19 protein-coding genes are annotated in these 21,515 nt (G+C 69.6%); 13 read left to right on the top strand and 6 right to left on the bottom strand.

The genetic code is table 11. The features are described 5' to 3' along the window. Positions 1-5 precede the first annotated feature (5 nt). On the bottom strand, positions 6-386 hold the full coding sequence (locus ACAM42_RS00465) for a DUF1090 domain-containing protein (RefSeq protein WP_307582556.1): 381 nt from the start codon (positions 384-386) through the stop codon (positions 6-8). A 169-nt stretch (positions 387-555) separates the two neighbouring features. Between ACAM42_RS00465 and ACAM42_RS00460 the strand changes: the two genes are divergently transcribed. The 5 genes from ACAM42_RS00460 (at position 556) to ACAM42_RS00440 (ending at position 6,340) form a co-directional block, all read left to right on the top strand. Next, entirely contained in the window at positions 556-1,476 is a 921-nt protein-coding gene (locus ACAM42_RS00460) for a 3-keto-5-aminohexanoate cleavage protein (RefSeq protein WP_070061411.1), read from the top strand. 33 nt (positions 1,477-1,509) lie between these two features. Next, a complete protein-coding gene (locus ACAM42_RS00455) occupies positions 1,510-2,718 on the top strand; it encodes an ABC transporter substrate-binding protein (RefSeq protein ID WP_369630793.1) in 1,209 nt (402 codons plus the stop codon). Further along, positions 2,715-3,662, top strand: a complete 948-nt coding sequence (locus ACAM42_RS00450) for a 3-hydroxyacyl-CoA dehydrogenase NAD-binding domain-containing protein (protein WP_369630792.1) — start codon at positions 2,715-2,717, stop codon at positions 3,660-3,662. The genes ACAM42_RS00455 and ACAM42_RS00450 overlap by 4 nt, the downstream gene beginning before the upstream one ends. Before the next feature lies 1 nt (position 3,663). Further along, positions 3,664-5,472, top strand: coding sequence for a feruloyl-CoA synthase (locus tag ACAM42_RS00445; RefSeq protein ID WP_369630791.1), 1,809 nt, complete (start codon positions 3,664-3,666; stop codon positions 5,470-5,472). Positions 5,473-5,554: 82 nt separating this feature from the next. Next, entirely contained in the window at positions 5,555-6,340 is a 786-nt protein-coding gene (locus tag ACAM42_RS00440; protein WP_369630790.1) for a crotonase/enoyl-CoA hydratase family protein, read from the top strand. Position 6,341: 1 nt separating this feature from the next. Here ACAM42_RS00440 and ACAM42_RS00435 read toward each other — a convergent pair whose 3' ends face one another. Continuing rightward, positions 6,342-7,730 carry a PLP-dependent aminotransferase family protein gene (locus tag ACAM42_RS00435; protein WP_062481803.1) on the bottom strand — a complete coding sequence of 463 codons (1,389 nt, stop codon included), beginning with the start codon at positions 7,728-7,730 and terminating at the stop codon, positions 6,342-6,344. A 137-nt stretch (positions 7,731-7,867) separates the two neighbouring features. Here ACAM42_RS00435 and ACAM42_RS00430 point away from each other — a divergent pair, with 137 nt between their 5' ends. The 3 genes from ACAM42_RS00430 (at position 7,868) to ACAM42_RS00420 (ending at position 11,073) form a co-directional block, all read left to right on the top strand. Then, positions 7,868-9,154, top strand: coding sequence for a hydroxymethylglutaryl-CoA reductase, degradative (locus tag ACAM42_RS00430; RefSeq protein ID WP_369630789.1), 1,287 nt, complete (start codon positions 7,868-7,870; stop codon positions 9,152-9,154). A 78-nt stretch (positions 9,155-9,232) separates the two neighbouring features. Next, positions 9,233-9,688: a hypothetical protein gene (locus ACAM42_RS00425; protein ID WP_095743059.1), complete on the top strand. Its 456-nt coding sequence runs from the start codon at positions 9,233-9,235 to the stop codon at positions 9,686-9,688. A 41-nt stretch (positions 9,689-9,729) separates the two neighbouring features. Further along, a complete protein-coding gene (locus ACAM42_RS00420) occupies positions 9,730-11,073 on the top strand; it encodes a tripartite tricarboxylate transporter permease (RefSeq protein ID WP_139140391.1) in 1,344 nt (447 codons plus the stop codon). A 156-nt stretch (positions 11,074-11,229) separates the two neighbouring features. Here ACAM42_RS00420 and ACAM42_RS00415 read toward each other — a convergent pair whose 3' ends face one another. After that, positions 11,230-12,564 carry a hypothetical protein gene (locus tag ACAM42_RS00415; protein WP_369630788.1) on the bottom strand — a complete coding sequence of 445 codons (1,335 nt, stop codon included), beginning with the start codon at positions 12,562-12,564 and terminating at the stop codon, positions 11,230-11,232. 87 nt (positions 12,565-12,651) lie between these two features. Here ACAM42_RS00415 and ACAM42_RS00410 point away from each other — a divergent pair, with 87 nt between their 5' ends. From ACAM42_RS00410 to minE, 5 genes are all read left to right on the top strand, one after another. Then, positions 12,652-13,074 carry a hotdog fold thioesterase gene (locus ACAM42_RS00410; protein ID WP_095948453.1) on the top strand — a complete coding sequence of 141 codons (423 nt, stop codon included), beginning with the start codon at positions 12,652-12,654 and terminating at the stop codon, positions 13,072-13,074. A 159-nt stretch (positions 13,075-13,233) separates the two neighbouring features. After that, positions 13,234-14,520, top strand: coding sequence for a solute carrier family 23 protein (locus ACAM42_RS00405; protein ID WP_062481812.1), 1,287 nt, complete (start codon positions 13,234-13,236; stop codon positions 14,518-14,520). Between the two features lie 131 nt (positions 14,521-14,651). Next, positions 14,652-15,428 (top strand): septum site-determining protein MinC, encoded by a 777-nt coding sequence (gene minC / locus ACAM42_RS00400; protein ID WP_139704732.1) that lies wholly within the window; start codon positions 14,652-14,654, stop codon positions 15,426-15,428. 68 nt (positions 15,429-15,496) lie between these two features. After that, positions 15,497-16,312 (top strand): septum site-determining protein MinD, encoded by an 816-nt coding sequence (minD, locus tag ACAM42_RS00395; RefSeq protein ID WP_095747381.1) that lies wholly within the window; start codon positions 15,497-15,499, stop codon positions 16,310-16,312. A gap of 2 nt (positions 16,313-16,314) precedes the next feature. Continuing rightward, positions 16,315-16,587, top strand: coding sequence for a cell division topological specificity factor MinE (gene minE / locus ACAM42_RS00390; RefSeq protein ID WP_056574726.1), 273 nt, complete (start codon positions 16,315-16,317; stop codon positions 16,585-16,587). Positions 16,588-16,611: 24 nt separating this feature from the next. Here the strand turns inward: minE and ACAM42_RS00385 are convergent, their stop codons facing one another. The 3 genes from ACAM42_RS00385 to ACAM42_RS00375 form a co-directional block, all read right to left on the bottom strand. Further along, positions 16,612-19,527 carry an SEL1-like repeat protein gene (locus tag ACAM42_RS00385; RefSeq protein WP_369630787.1) on the bottom strand — a complete coding sequence of 972 codons (2,916 nt, stop codon included), beginning with the start codon at positions 19,525-19,527 and terminating at the stop codon, positions 16,612-16,614. A 90-nt stretch (positions 19,528-19,617) separates the two neighbouring features. After that, entirely contained in the window at positions 19,618-20,517 is a 900-nt protein-coding gene (locus tag ACAM42_RS00380) for an alpha/beta fold hydrolase (RefSeq protein WP_095948451.1), read from the bottom strand. A 218-nt stretch (positions 20,518-20,735) separates the two neighbouring features. Continuing rightward, positions 20,736-21,338 carry a TetR/AcrR family transcriptional regulator gene (locus tag ACAM42_RS00375; protein WP_354346048.1) on the bottom strand — a complete coding sequence of 201 codons (603 nt, stop codon included), beginning with the start codon at positions 21,336-21,338 and terminating at the stop codon, positions 20,736-20,738. Positions 21,339-21,515 lie beyond the last annotated feature (177 nt).

The raw sequence follows: 21,515 nt of genomic DNA, 5'->3' as shown, positions 1-21,515 counted from the left end.
TTTGTTTACTGCGCGCCCTTGAGCTGCTGCAGCTCGGCCTGCGCCTCGTGCAGCTTCTTCTCGCGGTCCGCGATCTTGCTGGCGCGTCCCTTCTCCTGGGCCGCGCGCAGGTCGCGTTCGCGCTCGGCCACCTTGCGCTCCTGGGCGCGGATGCGCTTCTGGTGCTCGGCCGCCAGCTTGGCGTCGGTGCAATGGCGGTTCACTTCCGCCAACGCGGTTTCGAGCCCGCGAACCCGCTGCTTCTGGCCCTTGGACTTGGCCATCTCGATGTCGCGGCCGATGGCCTCGCGCTTGGCGTCGCAGGTGGCGGGGCCGGCGGGTTGCGCGGCGGCGCCGAGGGTGGTGAACGCGGCCGCGGCGGCCAGCACGAGGGGCAGAAATTTCATGGAGAGGTTCCTTGTGTGCGCAACGGCGCAGGGGCAACTTTAGCGGCTGGCGCCGCGTAAACCCTGCCCCTGAATGTCGTCGCGATGACTGAGTACGAACGCATCACAAAAAATAATGGCGCGCCCCCCTGACTGACTGAATGACCGACCGACCCCAGGAGCCCCGAGCATGTCGAAGCGCAAAGTGATCGTGACCATCGCCCCCACCGGCGGCATGGCGCACAAGTCGCAGAACCCCCACCTCCCCACCCAGCCCGCCGAGATCGCCGCCGACGTGCTGCGCTGCTGGAACGCCGGCGCCAGCGTGGTGGCCATCCACGCGCGCCGCCCCGACGACGGTGCCACCTGCAATGCCGAGGTGTACCGCGACATCAACAGCCGCATCCGCGCGGCCGGCTGCGACATCGTGCTGAACAATTCCACCGGCGGCGGCGTGCACGGCGACATGGTGAAGCCGCTGGCGGGCGATCGCTGGGAGATCGCGTGGGAAGAGCGCATCAAGGGCATGGACGCCGGCGCCGAGATGTGCACGCTGGACGCCACCACGCTCAACCTGAGCTTCGAAGGCAAGCAGATCCTGATGGACACGCCGATCACGCGCGGGCGCGAACTGGCCGCCGGCATGAAGGCGCGCGGCATCAAGCCCGAGTGGGAGGTGTTCAGCCCCACGCACATCCTGCAGGACACGACCACGCTGATCGAGGAAGGCCATGACGACGAGCCCTACTTCATCAACCTGGTGATGAACGTGCACCGCAACTTCCAGAACGCGATGCCGTACTCGCCGCGCAACCTGCAGATGATGGTCGACACGCTGCCCAAGGGCGCCATCTTCGGCGTGAGCGGCATCGGCATGTCGCAGCTCGAAGCCAACGTGGCTGCGCTGCTGCTGGGCGGGCATGCGCGCGTGGGCCTGGAAGACAACCTCTACTTCCGCCACGGCGAGCTGGCCACCAACGTGCAGCTCACCGAGCGCATCGTGCGCGTGATCCGAGAGCTCGACATGGAAGTGGCCACGCCGGCCGAGGCGCGCCAGATCATGGGCCTGCCGCGCGTGGGCGGCCCGCGGCCCGAGTTCGCGCTGGGCTGAAGACGCACGAGAACAACGAACGGAGACACCCACATGAACATTCCCCGCACCGCCCTGGCCCTCGCGCTCGGCGCCCTCTTTGCATCGAGCGCCTTCGCCCAGGTGTCCGACGACACCATCCGCATCGGCTTCATCAGCGACATGTCGGGCCTGTACCGCGACTACGACGGCCCGGCCGGCGCCGAAGCCATCCGCATGGCCATCGCCGACATGGGCGGCGCCATCAATGGCAAGAAGATCGAGCTGGTCACGGCCGACCACCAGAACAAGCCCGACATCGCCGCCGCCAAGGCGCGCGAATGGTTCGACGTGAACAAGGTCGACATGCTGATCGGCGGCGTGAACTCGGGCGCGGCCATTGCCATGGCGGGCGTGGCGGCCGACAAGAAGAGGCCGTACTTCGTGGTGGGCTCGGGCGCGTCGAGCCTCACCAACGAGTACTGCTCGCCCTACACCGTGCACTACGCCTACGACACGGTGGCCATGGCGCGCGGCACCGCGAGCGCGGTGGTCAAGGCCGGCGGCAAGAGCTGGTACTTCGTGGCGGCCGACTACGCCTTCGGCGCCGCGCTGCAAAGCGACGCCACCAAGACCGTGCAGGCCAGCGGCGGCACGGTGGCGGGTTCGGTGAAGCACCCGCTGGGCGCGAGCGACTTCTCGTCGTTCATGCTGCAGGCGCAAAGCTCGAAGGCGCAGGTGCTGGCCCTGGCCAACGCGGGCGGCGACACGGTGAACGCCATCAAGTCGGCGGCGGAGTTCGGCATCAGCAAGAACATGAAACTCGCCGGCATGATCATCACCATCAACGACGTGCACGCGCTGGGCCTGAAGGCCTCGCAGGGCATGTACCTCACCGACAGCTGGTACTGGAACCAGAGCCCCGAGTCGCGCGCCTGGGCGCGGCGCTTCTTCGACAAGCACAAGCGCATGCCCTCCTCCTTCCATGCCGGCGACTACTCGGCCGCGCTGCAGTACCTGCAGGCCGTGAAGGCCGCGGGCAGCGACGACGCCGACAAGGTGATGGCTCAGCTGCGCAAGACGAAGTTCAACGACATGTTCGTCAAGGGCGGCTGGCTGCGCGACGACGGCCTCATGGTGCACGACATGCACCTCATGCAGGTGAAGGCGCCGGCCGAATCGAAGGAGCCGTGGGACTATTACAAGGTGATCGAGAACATCCCCGGCGAAGCCGCGTGGACCACCAAGACGGAGAGCCGCTGCGCGCGGTGGAAATCGGCATGAACCTCACCACCGACGTGAAGCGCGTCGCCGTCGTCGGCACCGGCGTGATCGGCGCCAGCTGGGCCGCGCACTTCCTCGCGCACGGGCTCGACGTGAACGCGACCGACCCCTCGCCCGGCGCCGAAGACCGGCTGCGCGCCGCCGTGGCGCAGCACTGGCCGACGCTGGAACGCTTCGGCCTCGCCGAGGGCGCCTCGGTCGACCGCCTGCGCTTTCACGACAGCCTGGAAGACGCCGTGGCCGTGGCCGACTTCGTGCAGGAGAACGGCCCCGAGCGCATGGACTTCAAGATCGACCTGTTCCGCCGCATGGACGCGGCCGCGCCGCCGGAGACTATCCTCGCGTCGAGCTCGTCGGGCCTGGCGATCAGCGGCGTGCAGTCGGGCTGCGCGCACCCGCAGCGCGTGGTGCTGGGGCATCCGTTCAACCCGCCGCACCTGATTCCGCTGGTCGAGGTGATCGGCGGCGAGCAGACCTCGCCCGACACCATCGCCCGCACGATGGCCTTCTATGCGGCCATCGGCAAGCGGCCGATCCACGTGAAGCGCGAGGTGAAAGGCCACATCGCGAACCGCCTGCAGGCCGCGCTGTGGCGCGAAGCCTTCCACCTCGTCAACGAAGGCGTGGCGAGCGTGGCCGACATCGACACCGCCATCGCGCACGGCCCCGGCCTGCGCTGGGCCGTGATGGGGCCGTTCATGAACCTGCACCTCTCGGGTGGTGCGGGCGGCATCGAGCACCTGCTCGCGCACCTGGGCGGGCCCATCGAAGACTGGTGGAAGGACCTGGGCGCGCCGTCGATGACGGACGCGTTGAAGCAGCAGGTGGTGCAAGGCGTGGACGAAGCCCTGGGCACGCGCCACACCGCCGACCTCGAAGCCGCGCGCGACACCCTGCTGTTGAACCTGATTCGCGCCAAGGCCGAGACGGGTACGCTGGATTGACATGACCGACTTCCTTCTCGACGACACCCTGGTCGCGCCGCCCCGCACGGTGCGCATCGACTTCGACGACGGCTCGTTCGTGCTGCGCTCGCCGACGGCGCTGCAGCCGCATGCGCGCTGCATCGGCGAATGGATCGAGCGCTGGGCGCGCGAGACGCCCGACGCGCTGGCCTTTGCCGAGCGCGATGAGACGGGCGAAGGCTGGCGCAGGCTCGACTACCGCGCGCTGCGCGCCGCCGTCGGCGCGGTGGCGCAGGGCCTGCTCGACCTGGACCTGCCACCAGGCCGACCGGTCGTGATCCTCTCGGACAACGCCATCGACCATGCCGTGCTGATGCTCGCGACGATGCACATCGGCCGCACGGCCTGTTCGCTGTCCAGCGCCTACTCGCGCATGGCGAAAGACCCGTCGCGGCTGCACGGCATGTTGAAGGCGCTGCAACCCGGGCTGATCTACGCTTCCGACGCGAAGGTGTACGGCGCATCGCTCGCCGGCTGCGGCGTCGACGCGGTCACCGTGTTCAGTCGCAACGCCGAAGCGCATCCCGGCGCGATGCCCTTCGACCGGTTGCGCGCGACGAAGGAAACGCCCGCCGTCATGCAGGCCTTCGCCGCCGTGGGCCCCGACACGCACGCCAAGTACCTGCTGACCTCCGGCTCCACCGGCCAGCCCAAGGTGGTGATCAACACGCACCGCATGCTGTGCGCCAACCAGCAGATGATGGCGCAGACCTGGCGCTTCCTCGCGCAAGAAAAACCGGTGCTCGTCGACTGGCTGCCATGGAGCCACACCTTCGGCGCGAACCACAACCTGCACATGGTGCTGTGCCATGGCGGCGCGCTCTATATCGACGAAGGCCGGCCCGCGCCGGGCCTCATCGAGAAGACCGTGCGCAACCTGCGCGAGGTGAAACCCACGCTGCTGTTCAACGTGCCGCGCGGCTTCGACATGCTGCTGCCTTTTCTCGAAGCCGACGACACGCTCGCCACCGAAGTGCTCTCGCGGCTGCGCCTGGCCTTCTACGCGGCGGCCGCGCTCGCGCCTTCGACCTGGCAACGGCTCGAAGCCGTGGCGCGGCGCGTGCGGCCCGCGCGCCCGCTGTGGCTCACGACCTCGTGGGGCGCGACCGAGACCTCGCCCGCCATCACCTCGGCGCACTGGCAGCTCGACGGCGCCGGCTGCATCGGCGCGCCGCTGCCGGGGCTGGAGCTGAAGTTCGTGCCCAACGGCGAGAAACTGGAGATGCGCGTCAAGGGCGTCTCGGTGTTCCCCGGCTACCGCGACGCGCCGCGCGAGACCGCCGAGGCCTTCGACGCCGAGGGCTACTACCGCATCGGCGACGCGGGCTACCTCGCGAACCCCGGCGACCCGACGCGGGGCGTGATCTTCAACGGCCGCGTGGCGGAAGACTTCAAGCTCTCGACCGGCACCTGGGTGTCGGTGGGCACGCTGCGCGTGAAGCTGGTGTCGCTGCTGGCGCCGCATGTGCAGGACATCGTGCTCACGGGCCACGACCGCGATGCGATCGGCATGCTGGTGTTCGCCAGCCCGCAAGGCGCGGCCCTCGCGCCCGAGGCGCTGGCTGCGCGCATCGCCGAAGTGCTGCGCGCCCTGCGCGACGAAGGCGCGGGCTCGTCGCAGTGCCCGGCCTGCGCGCTGGTGCTGGCCGAACCGCCCAGCCTCGACGCGGGCGAGATCACCGACAAGGGCTACATCAACCAGCGCGCGGTGCTCACGCGGCGCGCGGCCGAGGTGGCGCGGCTGCATGCGCCGACGCCGGGCGATGCGGACGTGATCCGCGCCACCTGAACGCGGCGGGGTTGGAGAACCCGGGAATGTTTTCTACGATGGCCGGGCCACCCGTCATTTCAACTTCCCGGAGACGCCGCCCATGTCCACCCCACCCTGCGTGACCTTCGAAGCGGACGGCCCCGTCTGCACGCTCACGCTGAACCGTCCCGACAAACGCAACGCCGTGGACGGCGTGGTGGCCGCCGCGTTGCGCGCGGCCTTCGAACGCTTCGAGGCCGACGACGCGCTGCGCGTGGCCGTGCTGACGGGCGCGGGCGGCCATTTCTGCGCGGGTGCCGACCTGGGCGCGGTCGGTGATCCGGCGCGCCGCAACGAGCTCGACCCCGACGGCGGCGGCGCCGGCCCGATGGGCCCGACGCGCATGGCGCTGTCCAAGCCGCTGATCGCGGCGGTGAACGGTTACGCGGTCGCGGGCGGGCTCGAGCTGGCGCTGCTGGCCGACCTGCGCGTGGCCGACGACGACGCGGTGTTCGGCGTGTTCTGCCGCCGCTGGGGCGTGCCGCTGATCGACGGCGGCACCGTGCGGCTGCCGCGCCTCGTGGGCATGGGGCGCGCGCTCGACCTGATCCTCACGGGCCGGTCGGTGTCCGCCGCCGAGGCGCTGGCGATGGGCCTGGTGAACCGCACCACGCCGCCGGGCGGCGCGCTGGCCGCCGCGCAGGAGCTGGCGCGGCAGATCGCCGCCTTTCCGCAGCAATGCATGCTGGCCGACCGCCGCTCCGCCTTCGAGCAGTGGGACCTGCCGTTGGCCGAGGCGCTGCGCCGCGAAGGCGCGCAGGGCGTGCCGATCGTCGCGGCCGAAGGCGAAGCCGGCGCCGCGCGCTTTGCCGGCGGTGCGGGCCGGCACGGCACCTTCACCGGCTGATTCAAGCGCGCCGCCGCAACGCGGTGCGCAGCGCCTTCGCAAAGCGCGGATCGGCCATGGCGCCCACATTGAAGCGCGACCAGCGCGAGACCTGCGTCGAGTCGACGCTGAAGATGCGCCCCGGCGCCATCACGATCTTGCGCGGCAGCAGTTCCTTCGCGAAGGCCAGCGAGTCGTCCACGCCGGGCAGCGCAGCCCAGATGTAGAGCGACTGCGGGCTGCGCGCGAAGACCTCGGCGTCCACGGCGTCGAACAGCTTCAGCGCGTCGCGCGTGGCCTCGCCCAATCGCTGCTGCAGGCGCTTGAGGTGCCGCTGGTAGTGGCCCTCGCTCAGGATGACGTCGACCGTGCGCTCGCTGTACTCCGAGCTGCTCACGTGGATCAGCGCTTTCAGGTCGGCGAGGTCGCTCGCCAGGTCGGCGCCGCAGGCGATGAAGCCCACGCGCAGCGCGGCCGAGAACGATTTCGAAAAGCTGCCGATGTAGATCGTGCGTTCGAGCTGGTCGAGTGCCGAGAGCCGCGGCAGCGCCGTGGGCTTGAAGTCGGCCAGCGGGTCGTTCTCGACGATCAGCAGGTCGTACTTCTGCGCCAGCTGCAGCACGCGAAACGCCTTGGCCGGCGAGATGTCGGAGCCCGTGGGGTTGTGCGCGAGCGACTGCGTGAAGAACAGGCGCGGCCGTTCGGCGATGAGCAGCTGCTCCAGCACCTCGAGGTCGGGCCCGTCGGCCAGGCGCGGCACGGCCAGCATCTGCGCGCCCGCGAGCTTGAGCTTGCCGAACAGCGGGTAGTAGCCCGGGTCGTCCACCAGCACCTTGCCGCCGGGCGGCACGAAATAACGGATGACGATGTCCATCGCCTCGTTGGCGCCGTGCGTGAGCACGATCTGCCGCGGCTCGGCGCCGATGCCGAAGTCGGCCAGCTTGCGCACGAGGTGATCGCGCAATGGCGCATAGCCGAAGCGGCTGCCGTAGCGGAACAGCGCGCCGAGCCCCGTGCGCACGACCTTGGGGTGGTACTTGTCCAGCCGCACGTCGGCCAGCCATTCGACGGGCGGAAAGCCGTCGCCCACCGCGACCGCATCGGGCTGGGTCTTGAGCTGCTCGCGCATGAGCCACACGATGTCCATCGCGCGGCCGAGGCTGCCGGCATCGTCCTCGGCGGGCTTGGGCGTGGCCGTGGCCTGTGCCAGCACGTAGTAGCCCGAACCGCGCCGCGGCTCGACGAGGCCGCGCGACACCAGCAGCTCGAAGGCGGCCACCACGGTGTTCTTGGCGTAGCCGTGCAGCTGCGCGAGTTCGCGCAGCGAGGGCAGCTTGTCGCCGGCCTTGTAGGCGCCGCTCGCGATCTGGCGCGCGAGGGTGTCGGCGAGCGAATCGGCGATCGTGGTCATGGGTTTGGACTGTGACACAGCGAGGCGTGGCGGCGCACCACTGTCCGCACTGTCCCGCCAAACTGTGCCTTCCGCGGGCGGTACAGCCGGCCTAAATTGCCTGCTCCCGAATTCACCTTCCGAAGAGACACGCACCGATGGCCGCCGATTCCCGCATTCCCAATTTCCGCGCACTCACGCCCGCCCAACGCCTGGCCCACATCGCACAGGCCGCCGCGCTCACCGACGACGAGGTGGCGCTGCTCGCGCAACCCGGCGCGCTGGGCGTGGAGCGCGCCAACGGCATGGTCGAGAACGTGATCGGCACCTTCGAACTGCCGCTGGGCGTGGCCGGCAACTTCACCGTGAACGGGCGCGACTACCTCGTGCCGATGGCGGTCGAAGAACCCTCGGTGGTCGCCGCCGCCTCCTTCATGGCCAAGCTGGCGCGCGAAGGCGGCGGCTTCGAGGCCTCGAGCACCGGGCCGCTGATGCGCGCGCAGGTGCAGGTGATCGGCATCACCGACCCCTACGGTGCGCGGTTGGCGTTGCTGCGTGCGCGCGACGAGATCCTGGCCGTGGCGAACAGCCGCGACAAGGTGCTGATCGGCCTGGGCGGCGGCTGCCGCGACATCGAGGTGCATGTGTTCGGCGACACGCCGCGCGGCGCGATGGTGGTGATGCACCTGATCGTCGACGTGCGCGACGCGATGGGCGCGAACACGGTCAACACGATGGCCGAGGCGGTGTCGCCGCTGGTCGAAAAACTCACGGGCGGCACGGTGCGCCTGCGCATCCTGTCGAACCTGGCCGACCTGCGGCTGTCGCGCGCGCGCGTGCGGCTCGCACCCGCCGTGCTGGCCACGCGCGAGCGCAGCGGCGAAGAGGTGATCGAGGGCGTGATCGACGCCTACACCTTCGCAGCCATCGACCCTTACCGCGCGGCGACGCACAACAAGGGGATCATGAACGGCATCGACCCGGTGATCGTCGCGACCGGCAACGACTGGCGCGCGGTGGAAGCCGGTGCGCATGCGTACGCCTGCCGCAGCGGGCGCTACACCTCGCTCACCACGTGGGAGAAGGACGCGGGCGGCGCGCTGGTCGGCACTATCGAGATGCCGATGCCCGTGGGCCTGGTCGGCGGCGCGACGAAGACGCACCCGCTCGCGCGGCTCGCATTGAAGATCCTTGACGTGAAGTCGGCGCAGGAGCTTGGCGAAGTCGCCGTGGCCGTGGGCCTCGCGCAGAACCTCGGCGCCCTGCGCGCGCTGGCCACCGAAGGCATCCAGCGCGGCCACATGGCGCTGCACGCCCGCAACATCGCGCTCGTCGCGGGCGCCACCGGCGACGAGATCGACGCCATCGCCAGACAGATGGCCGCCGAGCACGACGTGCGCACCGACCGCGCCGTGGCGCTGCTCGACGCGCTGCGCAAGAAGTAAGCAACGCGGGCGCAGCCCGCACCACGGTCCGCGGCTACGCACGCGGCCGTCACACAACCACAGACGGAGACAACTCGAATGAACGCAGACAGTGCAACGCCCGCCCGCTGGCGGCTGGTGGAGATATGGGGCGACACGGCCGACCTGGGCCACCTCGCGTGGTCGATCGCGATCGGCGTCGCCGTGAGCCTCACGGGCTATCTCGTCGCGAGCCGCGTGCTCGCGAGCGTGGTGAGCACGCCCGAACTGGCACGCGCCTACGCGATGCTCGCGGGCCTGGGCGGCTGCGTGGTCTCGGGCGTGATCTGCGCGAAGCTCTTCACGCCCAAGCGCGAAGTGGTCGAAGGCACCGCCGCCGATCCGCGCTGGCGCGAGGAGGTGCTGGCCGAGCTGGCCGCCGAGCACGGCGACCTGGGCTCGGTGGACGACCTGCCGCCGGTGGTGGTGCGCGAGATGAAGGAGCTCGAGATCTACGAGCTGTTCGCGTCGTACAAGCCCCAGGCCGCCAAGGCCGCCGAAGGAGCCGCCTCGTGATCGACGCTGCCCTGTTCAACCAGATCCTCGTCGCCACCGGCATGGGCCTCGTGGGCGCCATCGTGTTCGCGGCCATCGGCCTCGTCTCGGGCACCGACGAAACCACCACGCTCGCACCGCTCACCCTGCTGGTGGTGCTGCTGGGCGTGCCGCCCGAAGGCGTGTTCACCTTCTTCCTGGCCGCCGCTGTGGCCAAGCACATGACGCACGCGGTGCCCACCGCGCTGCTGGGCATTCCGGGCGACACCATGGCCACGCCGCTGCTGCAGGACGCCAACGTGCTGCGCAACCTGGGCGTGCCGCACATCGCGCTGCGCAAGATGGTGTCGGGCGCGATCATCGCGGCCTTTCTCGCGGTGCCGCTGGCCGTGCTGTTCGCGGTGCTGCTGGCACCGTACGGTGCGGCCATCACCAAGGCGGCACCATGGATCTTCGTGGTGGCGGCCGTGGCCATTGCCTACTTCTCGAGCGGACGCTGGGCCTCGGTGGCCACGCTGGTGCCGTTCGTGATGGTGATCGTGGCGCTGCAGGCGCTCACGGGCAAGTACGGCGTGAAGCTCAGCATCAGCTACTTCCTGGGCATTGCGATCGGGCCGCTGGTGGCCGATTTGTTCTCGGTGATCTCGCCAGCGGCGCGTGCGCGCATGAAGCGCGACAAGGTCCGCACCTTCTCGCTCGCGCCGGACGTGAAGGGCTGGTCGGGCTACTTCCCGAACCCGTTCAAGGTGCTCGACCGCGGCCAGGTGAAGTGGACCTTCGCGACCGCCGCGATCTCCAGCGCCACCTTCGTGTTCAGCCCGGTCGCGATGACGGTGGTGCTGGGCGAGCTGGTGGGTTCGCGCATCAAGCATGCGTACCACCGCCTCACCACCACGCTGGCCGCGCGCAACGGCGTGACCGAGGCCACCTACATCGCCGAAGCGCTGATCCCGCTGATCGCCATCGGCCTGCCGCTGAGCCCGGTGGCGGCCGGCCCCGCTGCGCCGCTCTTCAATGCGCCGCCGGTGTTCACCATCGATTCGGCCACGGGCCAGACCCACAACCTGCACAACCTGCTGAACCACTGGGAGTTCCTGGGCTACGGCATGCTGGCCGTGGTGCTCGCGGCGCTGGTGGCCTACCCCTTCACGATGAACTTCGCGCGCCGCGCGGCGCTGTTCGTCTCGCGCAAGGTGAGCCACGAGGCGATCATCGCGACCTTCGTCGGGTTGATCGTGGTGATCAGCGTGTGGGAAGGCCAACTGCTCGGCCTCCTGGTGATCCTCACGATGGGCCTGCTGGGCGGCCTGCTGTCGCGCGCCATCGGCTTCAACACCGGCGTGCAGTTCATGGGCTACTACACGGCGGTGTTGACGGTGCCGGCGGTGATCAAGGCATTCTCCTGATCGGCCGGCCGCACACCAGCAGCGCGTCCATGTGCCCAGGACACTGGGTGCTTCCCGCAGCGAAATCAAGGAGGAGGCCGCAGGCCGGGGGACATTCGCGGAGGGAAGTACCCGGTGGCCTGGGCACACGCCCTGAACACGCCGGCAGCCAGCCAGTCAGCGCTGCGATGCAGGCGGCTTCGGCGCCGTCTTCTTCGCCGGCTCATCCCCACCAAACAGCTTCTCCACCTGCTGCCCCACACGCGCCCCGATCGCCGTGCCCACCCCCGGCAGCACCGCACTGCCGACCGCCGCCCCCGCGAGCGCGCCGCCGGTCATCGACACCTCGGGCTCGGCCACGCTGCCGCCGATCTTCAGCGGCACGCCGACCACGCCATCGACCAGGTCCACCGCCATCTCGCCCGACATCTGCCGGTTGAACAGCCGCAGGTTGCCGCTCGCGGTGAGCACCCCCGAGCGCGCCTTGAGGTTCGTGTAGCGCATCACGATGCCGTCTTCGGTGCCCTGGGTGTCGAGCGTGCCGGTGAGTTCGTCCAGCACCGTGGTGCCGCCGCGGCTGATGCCGGCGGTGGTCACGGCCTTGGCCAGGTCGAGGCGGGTCAGCGTGGCGGGCTGCACCGAGAAGGTGGTGCGCGTGTGCAGGCCGCGCACCAGCGCGCCCACCTCGCGGGCCTCGGCCACCAGCGAGGTGTGGCCCGAGACCTTGCCCGCCACCGCCGAGCGGCGCCCGAAGGCCTGTACCAGCGCTTCGATGTCGACCTGCCGCGGGTCGAGCTCGGCCGACACGCGCAAGCCCCGCCCTTCAGGCAGCACCTCGAGCCGCGATTCACCGTTCCACGTGCCGCCCCCGGCGTCGATGCGGGTGCGCCAGCGGTCTTCCGTGCCCTCTCGGTCCAGCCGCAGCCGCACGGGCGAGGCCGCGCCGGCGCGCTCCAGACGCAGGTTGCGAGGGCGCCAGTGGTCGTCGAACGTCACCTCGCCGTCGTAGGCCAGCGCGATGTCGCGGCGGTCGATCCAGACCACGTCGCGCCAGCGCACGCGCTCCACCGGCACGGGCGCCAGGGTCCAGGGCGCGGGCAGCGGCACGATGCGCTCGCTTTCCTGCGGCTCGGGGCCCTTGTCGCGGAAGGCACGCACCGAGGCGCGCGGCAGCACCAGGCTCTCGAGCGCGATCTCGTCGATGGCCACCTCGCGGCGCAGCAGCAGCGGCCACAGGTGCAGCCGCACGCTCACGCGGCGCAGGGTGATGGGCTGGGGCTGGTCGGTCGCCAGCTCGGACAGCGCCAGCACGGGCACCGGCCACAGCGACCAGTGGGCACCGCCCACCGTCAGCTCGACGCCGTAGCGCTGCGAGAAGCCGGCGGCGATGCGGGCCGCCACCTCCTCGTCGTCGGGCAGGCGTGCGGCCACCACGAGCGCCAGCGCGCCGATGCCCAGCAGCAGCACCGCCGCCGAGCCCAGGAGCCACCGCCGCACCGAAGGGAAGGTCATCGACCCAAGGTAGCACGCAAAGGCGACTGCGGTTGTCAGCCGTCGTCGCTATAGTGCCCTCGCACCCCCTGTATCGGAGACCCCTGCATGCGTATCTGGAAGAAAGAGATCTCGGTCGAATCGCTGACCGCCAACCACGTGGGCACGGCCGTGGCCGCCCTGGGCATCGAGTTCCTGGAGGTGGGCGACGACTTCATCCGCGCCCGCGTGCCGGTGGACGAGCGCACCCGCCAGCCCTACGGCATCCTGCACGGCGGCGTGTCGGTGGTGCTGGCCGAGACGCTGGGCTCCTGCGGCGCGCACTACTCGGCCCCCGAGGGCGACCGCGCCGTGGGCCTGGACATCAACGCCAACCACATCCGCTCGGCCACCAGCGGCTGGGTCATCGGCACGGCGCGGCCGGTGCACCGCGGGCGCACCACGCAGGTCTGGCAGATCGACCTGACCAACGAGGCGGGCGAGCTGACCTGCGTCTCGCGCATCACCATGGCGGTGCTGCAGCCGCGCTGAGCGCGGGCGCGCCTTCCGGGCGCTTCTTCTTTTTCTTCTCCCGCTGGTACGCCTCTTGCGGGTGGCACCCGTGTTCAGCACGGGGTGGATCGACCACAATCTCGCCCCAGGGAGCGCGTCGACCCCCCAAACACACACCAACCGAGGAGAAGAAAACACATGTTCAACTGGACTGAAAAGCCGGTGTCCACACTGGCCAACGGCGCCGTCATCGCGCCCGACGAGCGGCTGCCCTGGCTGCAGACCGGCGCGATGGGCATCCAGCACGTGATCGCCATGTTCGGCGCCACGGTGCTTGCGCCGATCCTGATGGGCTTCAACCCCAACATCGCGATCCTGATGAGCGGCATCGGCACGCTCATCTTCTATCTCGTGACGGGCGGCAAGGTGCCCAGCTACCTGGGCTCGAGCTTCGCCTTCATCGGCGTGGTGATCGCGGCCAGCGGCTACGCGGGCAAGGGGGCCAACGCCAACATCGCGGTGGCGCTGGGCGGCATCGTGGCCTGCGGGGTGGTCTACATCCTGATCGGGGCCATCGTGCAGGCCGTGGGCACGGGCTGGATCGAGCGCTTCATGCCGCCCGTGGTCACGGGCGCCGTGGTGGCGGTGATCGGGCTGAACCTGGCGGGCATTCCCATCAAGAACATGGCGGCCAGCAACTTCGACTCGTGGATGCAGGCCGTGACCTTCCTGTGCGTGGGCCTGGTGGCGGTGTTCACGCGCGGCATGGTGCAGCGCCTGTTGATCCTCATCGGCCTGATCCTGGCCACGCTGGTGTACGCCGCGCTCACCAACGGCATGGGCCTGGGCAAGCCGGTCGACCTGAGCGGCATCGCCAACGCGGCCTGGTTCGGCCTGCCGACCTTCACGGCGCCGGTGTTCACGGCCAACGCGATGCTGCTGATCGCGCCCGTGGCGATCATCCTGGTGGCGGAAAACCTCGGCCACCTGAAGGCGGTGACGGCCATGACGGGCCGCAACCTCGACCCGTACATGGGCCGCGCCTTCATCGGCGACGGCATCGCCACGGTCATCAGCGGTTCCGCGGGCGGCACGGGCGTGACCACCTACGCCGAGAACATCGGCGTGATGGCGGCCACGCGCATCTACTCGACGGCGGTGTTCGTGGTGGCGGCCTTCATTGCGCTCATCCTGGGCTTCAGCCCCAAGTTCGGCGCGCTGATCCAGGCCATTCCACTGCCGGTGATGGGCGGCGTGAGCATCGTGGTGTTCGGCCTGATCGCCATTGCCGGCGCCAAGATCTGGGTCGACAACAAGGTCGATTTCTCGCAGAACAAGAACCTGATCGTGGCCGCGATCACGCTGATCATCGGCACCGGCGACTTCACGCTGAAGTTCGGCGACTTCGCCCTCGGCGGCATCGGAACCGCCACTTTCGGCGCCATCATCCTCTACGCCCTGCTGGGCCGTTCGCGCAACGCCTGAGCGCAGACAAAGTGAAACCTCGTGCAATAACTGTTGTGCGGGGTCAGTGAACACAGCGCCGGCCACCGGGCTTTGGCCGGCGCCCGTTAGACTCCAACGCTTTTCGCACCGACGTTCACACACGTTTTCCAATGGCCGATGTTTCCGCCGCTCGTACCAAGGCGGTTTTCGAATTCAAGAGCGCCACACTGCCGCTGATCGCAGTGATCCTCAAGACAGCCGACCTCGACGTGCTGGCCGAGGCGCTCGACGCCCAGTTGGCGGATTCGCCCGACTTCTTCGAGCAGGAGCCGGTGGTGATCGACCTCTCGCTGCTGCAGGAACAGGCGGCCGAGGGCGGCACCGACGCCCCCGAAATCGACTTTGCCGCCCTGCGCAGCCTGCTGGCGCGCCACCAGACCCAGCCGATCGCCGTGCGCGGCGGCAGCCCCGAGCAGCATGCCGCGGCACGTGAAGCCGGCCTGTCGGTGGCCGCCATGCCCGCGGCCCCCGCGCCCCGCCCGCCGGCCCCGCCCGCCGAGGCGCCCGCGCCGTCGGAAGCCCCGCAGATCGTGCGCGAGCTGCCGGTGCCGGCCAACGGCACGCTGCTGATCGACAAGCCGTTGCGCTCGGGCCAGCAGATCTATGCGCGTGGCGGCGACGTGGTGGTGACGGCCATCGTGAGCTTCGGCGCCGAAGTCATCGCCGACGGCAACGTGCATGTGTACGCGCCGCTGCGCGGCAAGGCCATTGCCGGCGCGCGCGGGAACACCGAGGCGCGGATCTTCTCGACCTGCATGGAAGCGCAGCTGGTGGCCATTGCGGGCATCTACCGCACGAACGAAGTGCCGCTGCCCGAGCCCGTGCTGGGCAAGCCCGCCCAGGTGCGCCTGGACGGCAAAAAAATAGCGATCGACGCGATTCCCTGATGAAAAACCAGGAACGCGGCAGCGCTGAGCATCAATCGACAACTGAATCGAAACAAGAAGGAATGGCGATGGCCAAAATTGTGGTGGTGACCTCGGGCAAGGGCGGCGTCGGCAAGACGACCACGAGCGCCAGCTTCGCGTCGGGCCTTGCGCTCGCCGGCAAGAAGACGGCCGTGATCGACTTCGACGTGGGCCTGCGCAATCTCGACCTGATCATGGGCTGCGAACGCCGCGTGGTGTACGACCTGATCAACGTGATCCAGGGCGAGGCCAACCTGAGCCAGGCGCTCATCAAGGACAAGCAGTGCGACAACCTGTTCGTGCTGGCCGCCTCGCAGACGCGCGACAAGGAAGCCCTGTCGCAGGAAGGCGTCGAGAAGATCCTGAACGACCTGTCGGCCATGGAGTTCGACTACATCATCTGCGACTCGCCCGCGGGCATCGAGACCGGCGCCATGATGGCGATGCACTTCGCCGACGAGGCGCTGATCGTCACCAACCCCGAAGTCTCTTCGGTGCGCGACTCGGACCGCATCCTGGGCATGCTCAGCAGCAAGACCAAGCGCGCCAAGGACGGCGGCGAGCCGATCAAGGAACACCTGCTGATCACCCGCTACAACCCGAACCGGGTGGCCGGCGGCCAGATGCTCTCGCTGGAAGACATCCAGGACATCCTGCGCATCAAGCTGATCGGCGTGATCCCCGAGTCGGAAAGCGTGCTGCACGCCTCCAACCAGGGCGTGCCCGCCATCCACGACAAGGACACCGACGTGGCCCAGGCGTACAGCGATGTGGTCGCGCGCTTCCTTGGCGAAGACAAGCCGATGCGCTTTGTCGACGCCGAGAAGCCCGGCTTCTTCAAACGGATTTTCGGGAGCAAGTAGGCATGTCGTTTCTTTCGTTCCTGCTTGGTGAGAAGAAGAAGACTGCGAGCGTCGCCAAGGAGCGCCTGCAGATCATCCTCGCTCACGAGCGCTCCAGCCTCAGCGGCAAGAAGCGCCCCGATTACCTGCCCGAGCTCCAGCGCGAGCTGGTGGCGGTGATTTCCAAGTACGTGTCGATCAACGCCGACGACATCAAGGTGCACCTGGAAACCCAGGACAACCTCGAAGTGCTGGACATCAAGATCGAACTGCCCGATCCGGTTCCGGCGCGCTGAGCGCCAGAACCCCGATCGACCGGCTCACTCCGGTTGATCCGGGGCCGCAGCGGGCAGCGCCTCCACCCGCTGCGCCCACTCACGGGCCTTGTCCTCGTCGAAGAGCGGACTTTCGCGGTCGCCGTAGAACTGCGCCGCCAGGGATTCCACGCAGGCGCGCTGGCTCTCCAGGTTCTCTTCGCAGTCATCGAGCGCGGCGCCGGTGAGCAGCCAGCGCTCTGCGGCTGCCGCGTCTTCCGGCGCGCCCTGACCCTGCATGCGCATCCAGCCCAGCTCGTAGCAGGCCCAGCCCTGCTGGCGTTGGGTGCCGTCTTCCGCCACCTTCTGCAGCGCGTAGAGGGCTTCGGCGTACAGGACGTTCACTTCCGCTTCTCCCTGGCCCTGTTCGGCCAGCGCCCCGGCGTGCCGGCACAGCGTGCGGCCAAGCTGCATCGTGGCGCTGACGTCGCCGGCTTCGTGGCCACGGCGGAAGTAGCCGATCGCACGCGCCAGGTCGGGCTCCCCGGGTTCGCCGAGCTTGTGCGCCAGGCCGAGGTTGTAGAGCGCCATCGTGTGGTTGTGCTCGGCGGCCCGTTCGTAGTGCCGCATGCCGCCTTCCAGGTCGCGCTCGCCCCCCTCGCCTTCACTCAGCATGTAGCCGAGATGGGCGTGCGTGGCGGCGTCGTCCTCGCCGCCGTGGGCGATGGCATGCAGCAGCCATGCGCGCGCCAGGGCGGGTTCGGCGCCGAGGCCTGCCGTGTCCCAGCGCAGCATCTTCGAGAGCTCGCACATCGCCACGGGCAGGCCATCGGGTGAGGCGGTCGCGGGAGCGTCGCCGGGCGCGCGCACGCCGGCGGCGTGCGCCATCCAGCGCAGGGCTTCGCGCGGGTCGGCCTCGATGCCCTCGCCGTCGCGCAGGTGGCAAGCCAGCTCGTAGGCGGCCCGCAGGTCGCCGGCGGCATGGCGCGCGGCCATGTGCTCGGCGTGCGCCTGCTCGCGGCCGTCGGCATGCAGCCAGACGTACAGGCCGGAGTCGTTGCGCGCGGCCTGCACCGGCTCGCCCGCGCTCCAGCGCTTGCACAGCTGCGAGCGGACCGCGACGGCCATCCAGCCGTCGGCGACCGACAAGGCGGCGGTGATCCACGGGTAGGCCTGCGGGTGCAGCACGGTGCCATCGGCACGCAGCACGCCCACGGCGAGTTGCCCCTTCTCGACCTTCGCGGCGCGCGGCACCGGATCGGCGACCAGCCAGCCGAAGTCGTGCGTGCCCCAGGCCAGCGGCTGGAGCGTGCGGTGCCGGCACGGCACCAGCTCGCGGCCGGCGGCCACGTCGTAGATGCCGCGCAGCCACGGCGCGTTCTTCGCCGTGCGCCCGCCCTTGGACGCCACGCGCACCAGGTCGCGCCGGACCATGGCGTGCCCGCGCTCCTCGCCGGTCAGCGGCTCCAGGGTCTCGAAGCGGCCGTAGTCGAAGGGCACGAGCACGCGGCCCTGCCCGTCGATCAGGCCGCACAGGCCGTCGGCGCGTTCCACGGCGAAGCGCTTCGGCCGGGCCGGCGTGCCGCGCTCGTTCGACGGATCGTTGTCTTCGGTCGTCAGGATCTCGATCGGGTATTCCTCGAGCAGGTCGACCTGTTCGTACACCGGCTCGATCGCGACGCGGCCTTGCGCATCGAGCAGCCCGCTCTTGCCGCCGCGCGTGGCTTCGAAGCCCTCCCAGTCGTGGCGCCACTGGAGGTTTTCGAAATCCGGCGGCACGGCCCATTCGCCGTCCGCGCGCACCAACCCCCAGCCGCCCTCGTCGCCGCGCGCAGGGGCGAGGCCGAAAGGCGTGAAATCTTCGGCTTCTTCGAACCGGGGCGAAATCGTCCATTGGCCCTGCAGGTCGACATACCCGATGCGCTCGCCCACGCGGGCACGCACCCGGCCTTCGACAAAGCTCCAGACCTCGTCGACCGAGGGCGCAAGCAGCCAGCTGCCGTCGGTGCGCAGCAGGCCGACGTGGTCGCCGACCAGGGCCGTGGCAACGTCGCCCTCGAAGGCCCAGACCTCGTCGAGCTGCGGGTCGAGCAGCACGCGCGGTGCCTCGGCGTCGGCATGCAGCAGGCCGGAGCGCTCGCCCTGCGAGATCCAGAGCAGGCGCCGGTCGCTTCCGCCGGCGTAGCGGATGTCGTCCCACGCGGGCTCGACCACGGTGGTGCGCTGGCTGCGCCCGTCGTCGTCGTACACCACGCGCATCACGCCCCAGCGGCCGTCGACCTCGAAGCGCCAGAGGTCCTCGCCCAGGTGGTTGTCGTAGTCGGGGCGTTCGCCGTCGTCTTCGTCTTCTTCCTCGGGTTCGAAATCGGCAAAGCGCTCGTCGCGCGGCGCCTCGTAGCCGTCGAAGTACGGATGCGACAGGCTGCCGAAGCCGAACTGCCACGCCCAGGACTCCCAGTCGGCGAAACGTTGGACGCCGAGCGCCGCGTCCACGCCCGGGTGGTTGCCGCTGTCGATGCAGCGACGCACCTCGGCCCACAGTTCATTGCACTCGCGGCGGTTGCGTTCGATGAAGCCTTCGCCGTCGGCATCGCCGCCCAGCCAGGACAACTCGTCGAGGTTCGCCGAGAAGCGCGGAGTGCTGTCGTCGGGCGTGTCGTCGATCAGCTCTGCCAGGTGCTGCGCCACGGCTTCGAACTGCAGCGCGATCTGCGGCAGCGTGTGCAGCATCGGGTGCCGCTCGACAAAGGCGTGCAGCTGCCGGATGCGCGCGAGCGCGGCGTGCGCGTCGCTGGCGAGGTTGTCGGTGCCGGCATCGCCGAAGACGCGCTGGTGGTCGATGGCGTCGCCGGCCGCGCCATCGGCCAGCAGGAGCTGCCAGAGCACGGGGAAGTTGTTGTTGGCTTCGGCGATTTCGTCGGCCGATGCTTCTTCGGTGTCGGGAAGACTGTGTTCGAGATAGAGCCAGGAACGATTGCCCATGTGTGGTCGGTGCGTGTGTCGTCCATGGCGAAGGCCATGGGTGGCGCCCAGTTTAGGGGCGCCGTTTCACGCGCACGTGACCGCCGGCCGCTACGCCAGGAACTGCGTGACCTGCGCGAGCACGGCCTGCTCTTTCAGGATGCGGCGATGGCCCCAGCCCTGCGTGGGAAAGAGCCGCGCGCCGGCGATCGCGTCGCGAAAAGCCTCGGCGTCGGCGAAGCGGTTCACGCGGTCGTCGCGGTCATGCACGATCAGCGTCGGCTGCGCGATGCGCGGGCCCACGGCGGCGGGCTCCAGCTGCTGCATCAGGATGCCCTCGCGCGCCTCGATCAGGCGCTGCATGCCCGCGCGCGTGCGCTCGCTGAGGCCGAACACCTGCGCGAAGTAGCGCGTGTACTCGCGCGGCGACGCGGGCGGCGCCAGCAGCACCAGCCGCTGCGCCGGCAGCCCGCGCCCCGCCGCATAGGCCAGTGCATTGGCCCCCAGCGAATGCGCGACCGCCGCGCGCAGCACGTGCCCGTCGGCACCGAGCCGCGCCGCCACGTAGTCGATGGCGCGCGCGAACTGCGGCAGGTTGCTGGCCGTGCCCGCGCTTCGGCCGTGGGCCGGCATCTCCAGCAGCACGGGCCGCAGGCCTTGCGCTGCCACGGCCTGCGCCAGCGGCAGCATCTGGCCCGCGTGGCCGCCCCAGCCGTGCACCAGCAGCACGACCGGCGCCGACTCGGCGCCCGAGTCCTGCGCGGCGAGGTGGTAGATGCCCAGGTTCGCGTCCTCGAAGGACCAGGCCTCGCGGCGCCAGTCGGCACCGGGCTGCTGGCCCCGGTACAGCCATTTGGGCGGCAGCGGCGTGCCGAACACGCGGTAGGCCGCGCGCACACCCAGTGCGGGCCACAGGCGCTGCGAGGCGCCGAGGCCGAAGCGCATCGCGCGCATCAACGGGCTGGCGCTGTAGTAGCCCACGGGGGCGGTGGTGTGGGTGGTGGTGGTCATGGGGAAGGCTTTCGTTCGGGGGGCTCAGTACCAGACCCAGTCCTGGTTGCTGCGCGGCAGGCTGCGCAGCGTGTCCTGCACGCCGCGCACACCGAGGAGCACCGCGTAGGCGGCGAGAAAGAGGGCAATGATCAGCATGGTGCTTCTCCTTTTTTATCGCACAGTGGTGCGAAATTAAGGCAAACGAAGAGGCGGTGGCCGTCGTCTGCGGGTGCGCCTCAGGCGCGGTAGCTGGAAAGAAGGCGCTGCCAGGTCTGGCCCGCGCGCTCGGCCGCATGCCCGTCGCGCAGGAAGCGCGCGTCGTGCAGCTGATTCATCATGATTCCACTGATCTCGCTCACGAGCTGGGCGGGATCGGTGTCGGCCTGGAGCTCGCCGGTTTCGACCGCCTGCAGCACCGTGCGGCGCAGCGCGGCACGCCAGCGCGTGATCTCGTCGAACAGCAGGTCGCGCAGCTCGCCTTCGCGGTCGTCGAACTCGAAGGCCCCGGCCACGTAGAGGCAGCCGTTCTGCGCTTCGACGTCGCGCGTGCGGGCGATCCAGCGCGCGACGATGTCGTTCAGGCGGGGCAGGCCCTTGGGTTTCTGCATGGCGGGCACGAACACCTCGGCCAGGAAGCCGCGGCCGTACTCCTCGATGACGGCCTTCTGCAGCGCCTCGCGCGACCCCACGCGCGAGAACACACCGCTCTTGGACAGCCCGAGCCGGCTCGCCACGGCCTGCAGCGAGATCGCCTCCAGCCCCTCGGCCAGCGCGAGATGCATCGCCGCGCCGACGATGGCGGCGCGGGTGAGTTCGCTTTTCTGGGTCTTGGCGTCCATGCGGCTGACTTTAGCACAGTCGTGCGAAATATCAATCTCCCCACGCAGAAGGGCCTCATAGATGTTTTGCTCATGTGGAACCAACAAACGCATCGTTCCCTGCATAAGCGCTTCTGCCGAGAATCGCCGGTCGGCCCCGACCCGGGGTCCGGACCTCTTTTCACCTCCTGCGCGCCC

Origin of the sequence: Variovorax sp. V35 (assembly GCF_041154465.1) — a bacterium.
Lineage (GTDB): Bacteria > Pseudomonadota > Gammaproteobacteria > Burkholderiales > Burkholderiaceae_C > Variovorax > Variovorax boronicumulans.
The sequence above is the reverse complement of the archived record's forward strand: the minus strand, read 5'-3'. Positions and strand labels throughout refer to the sequence as shown.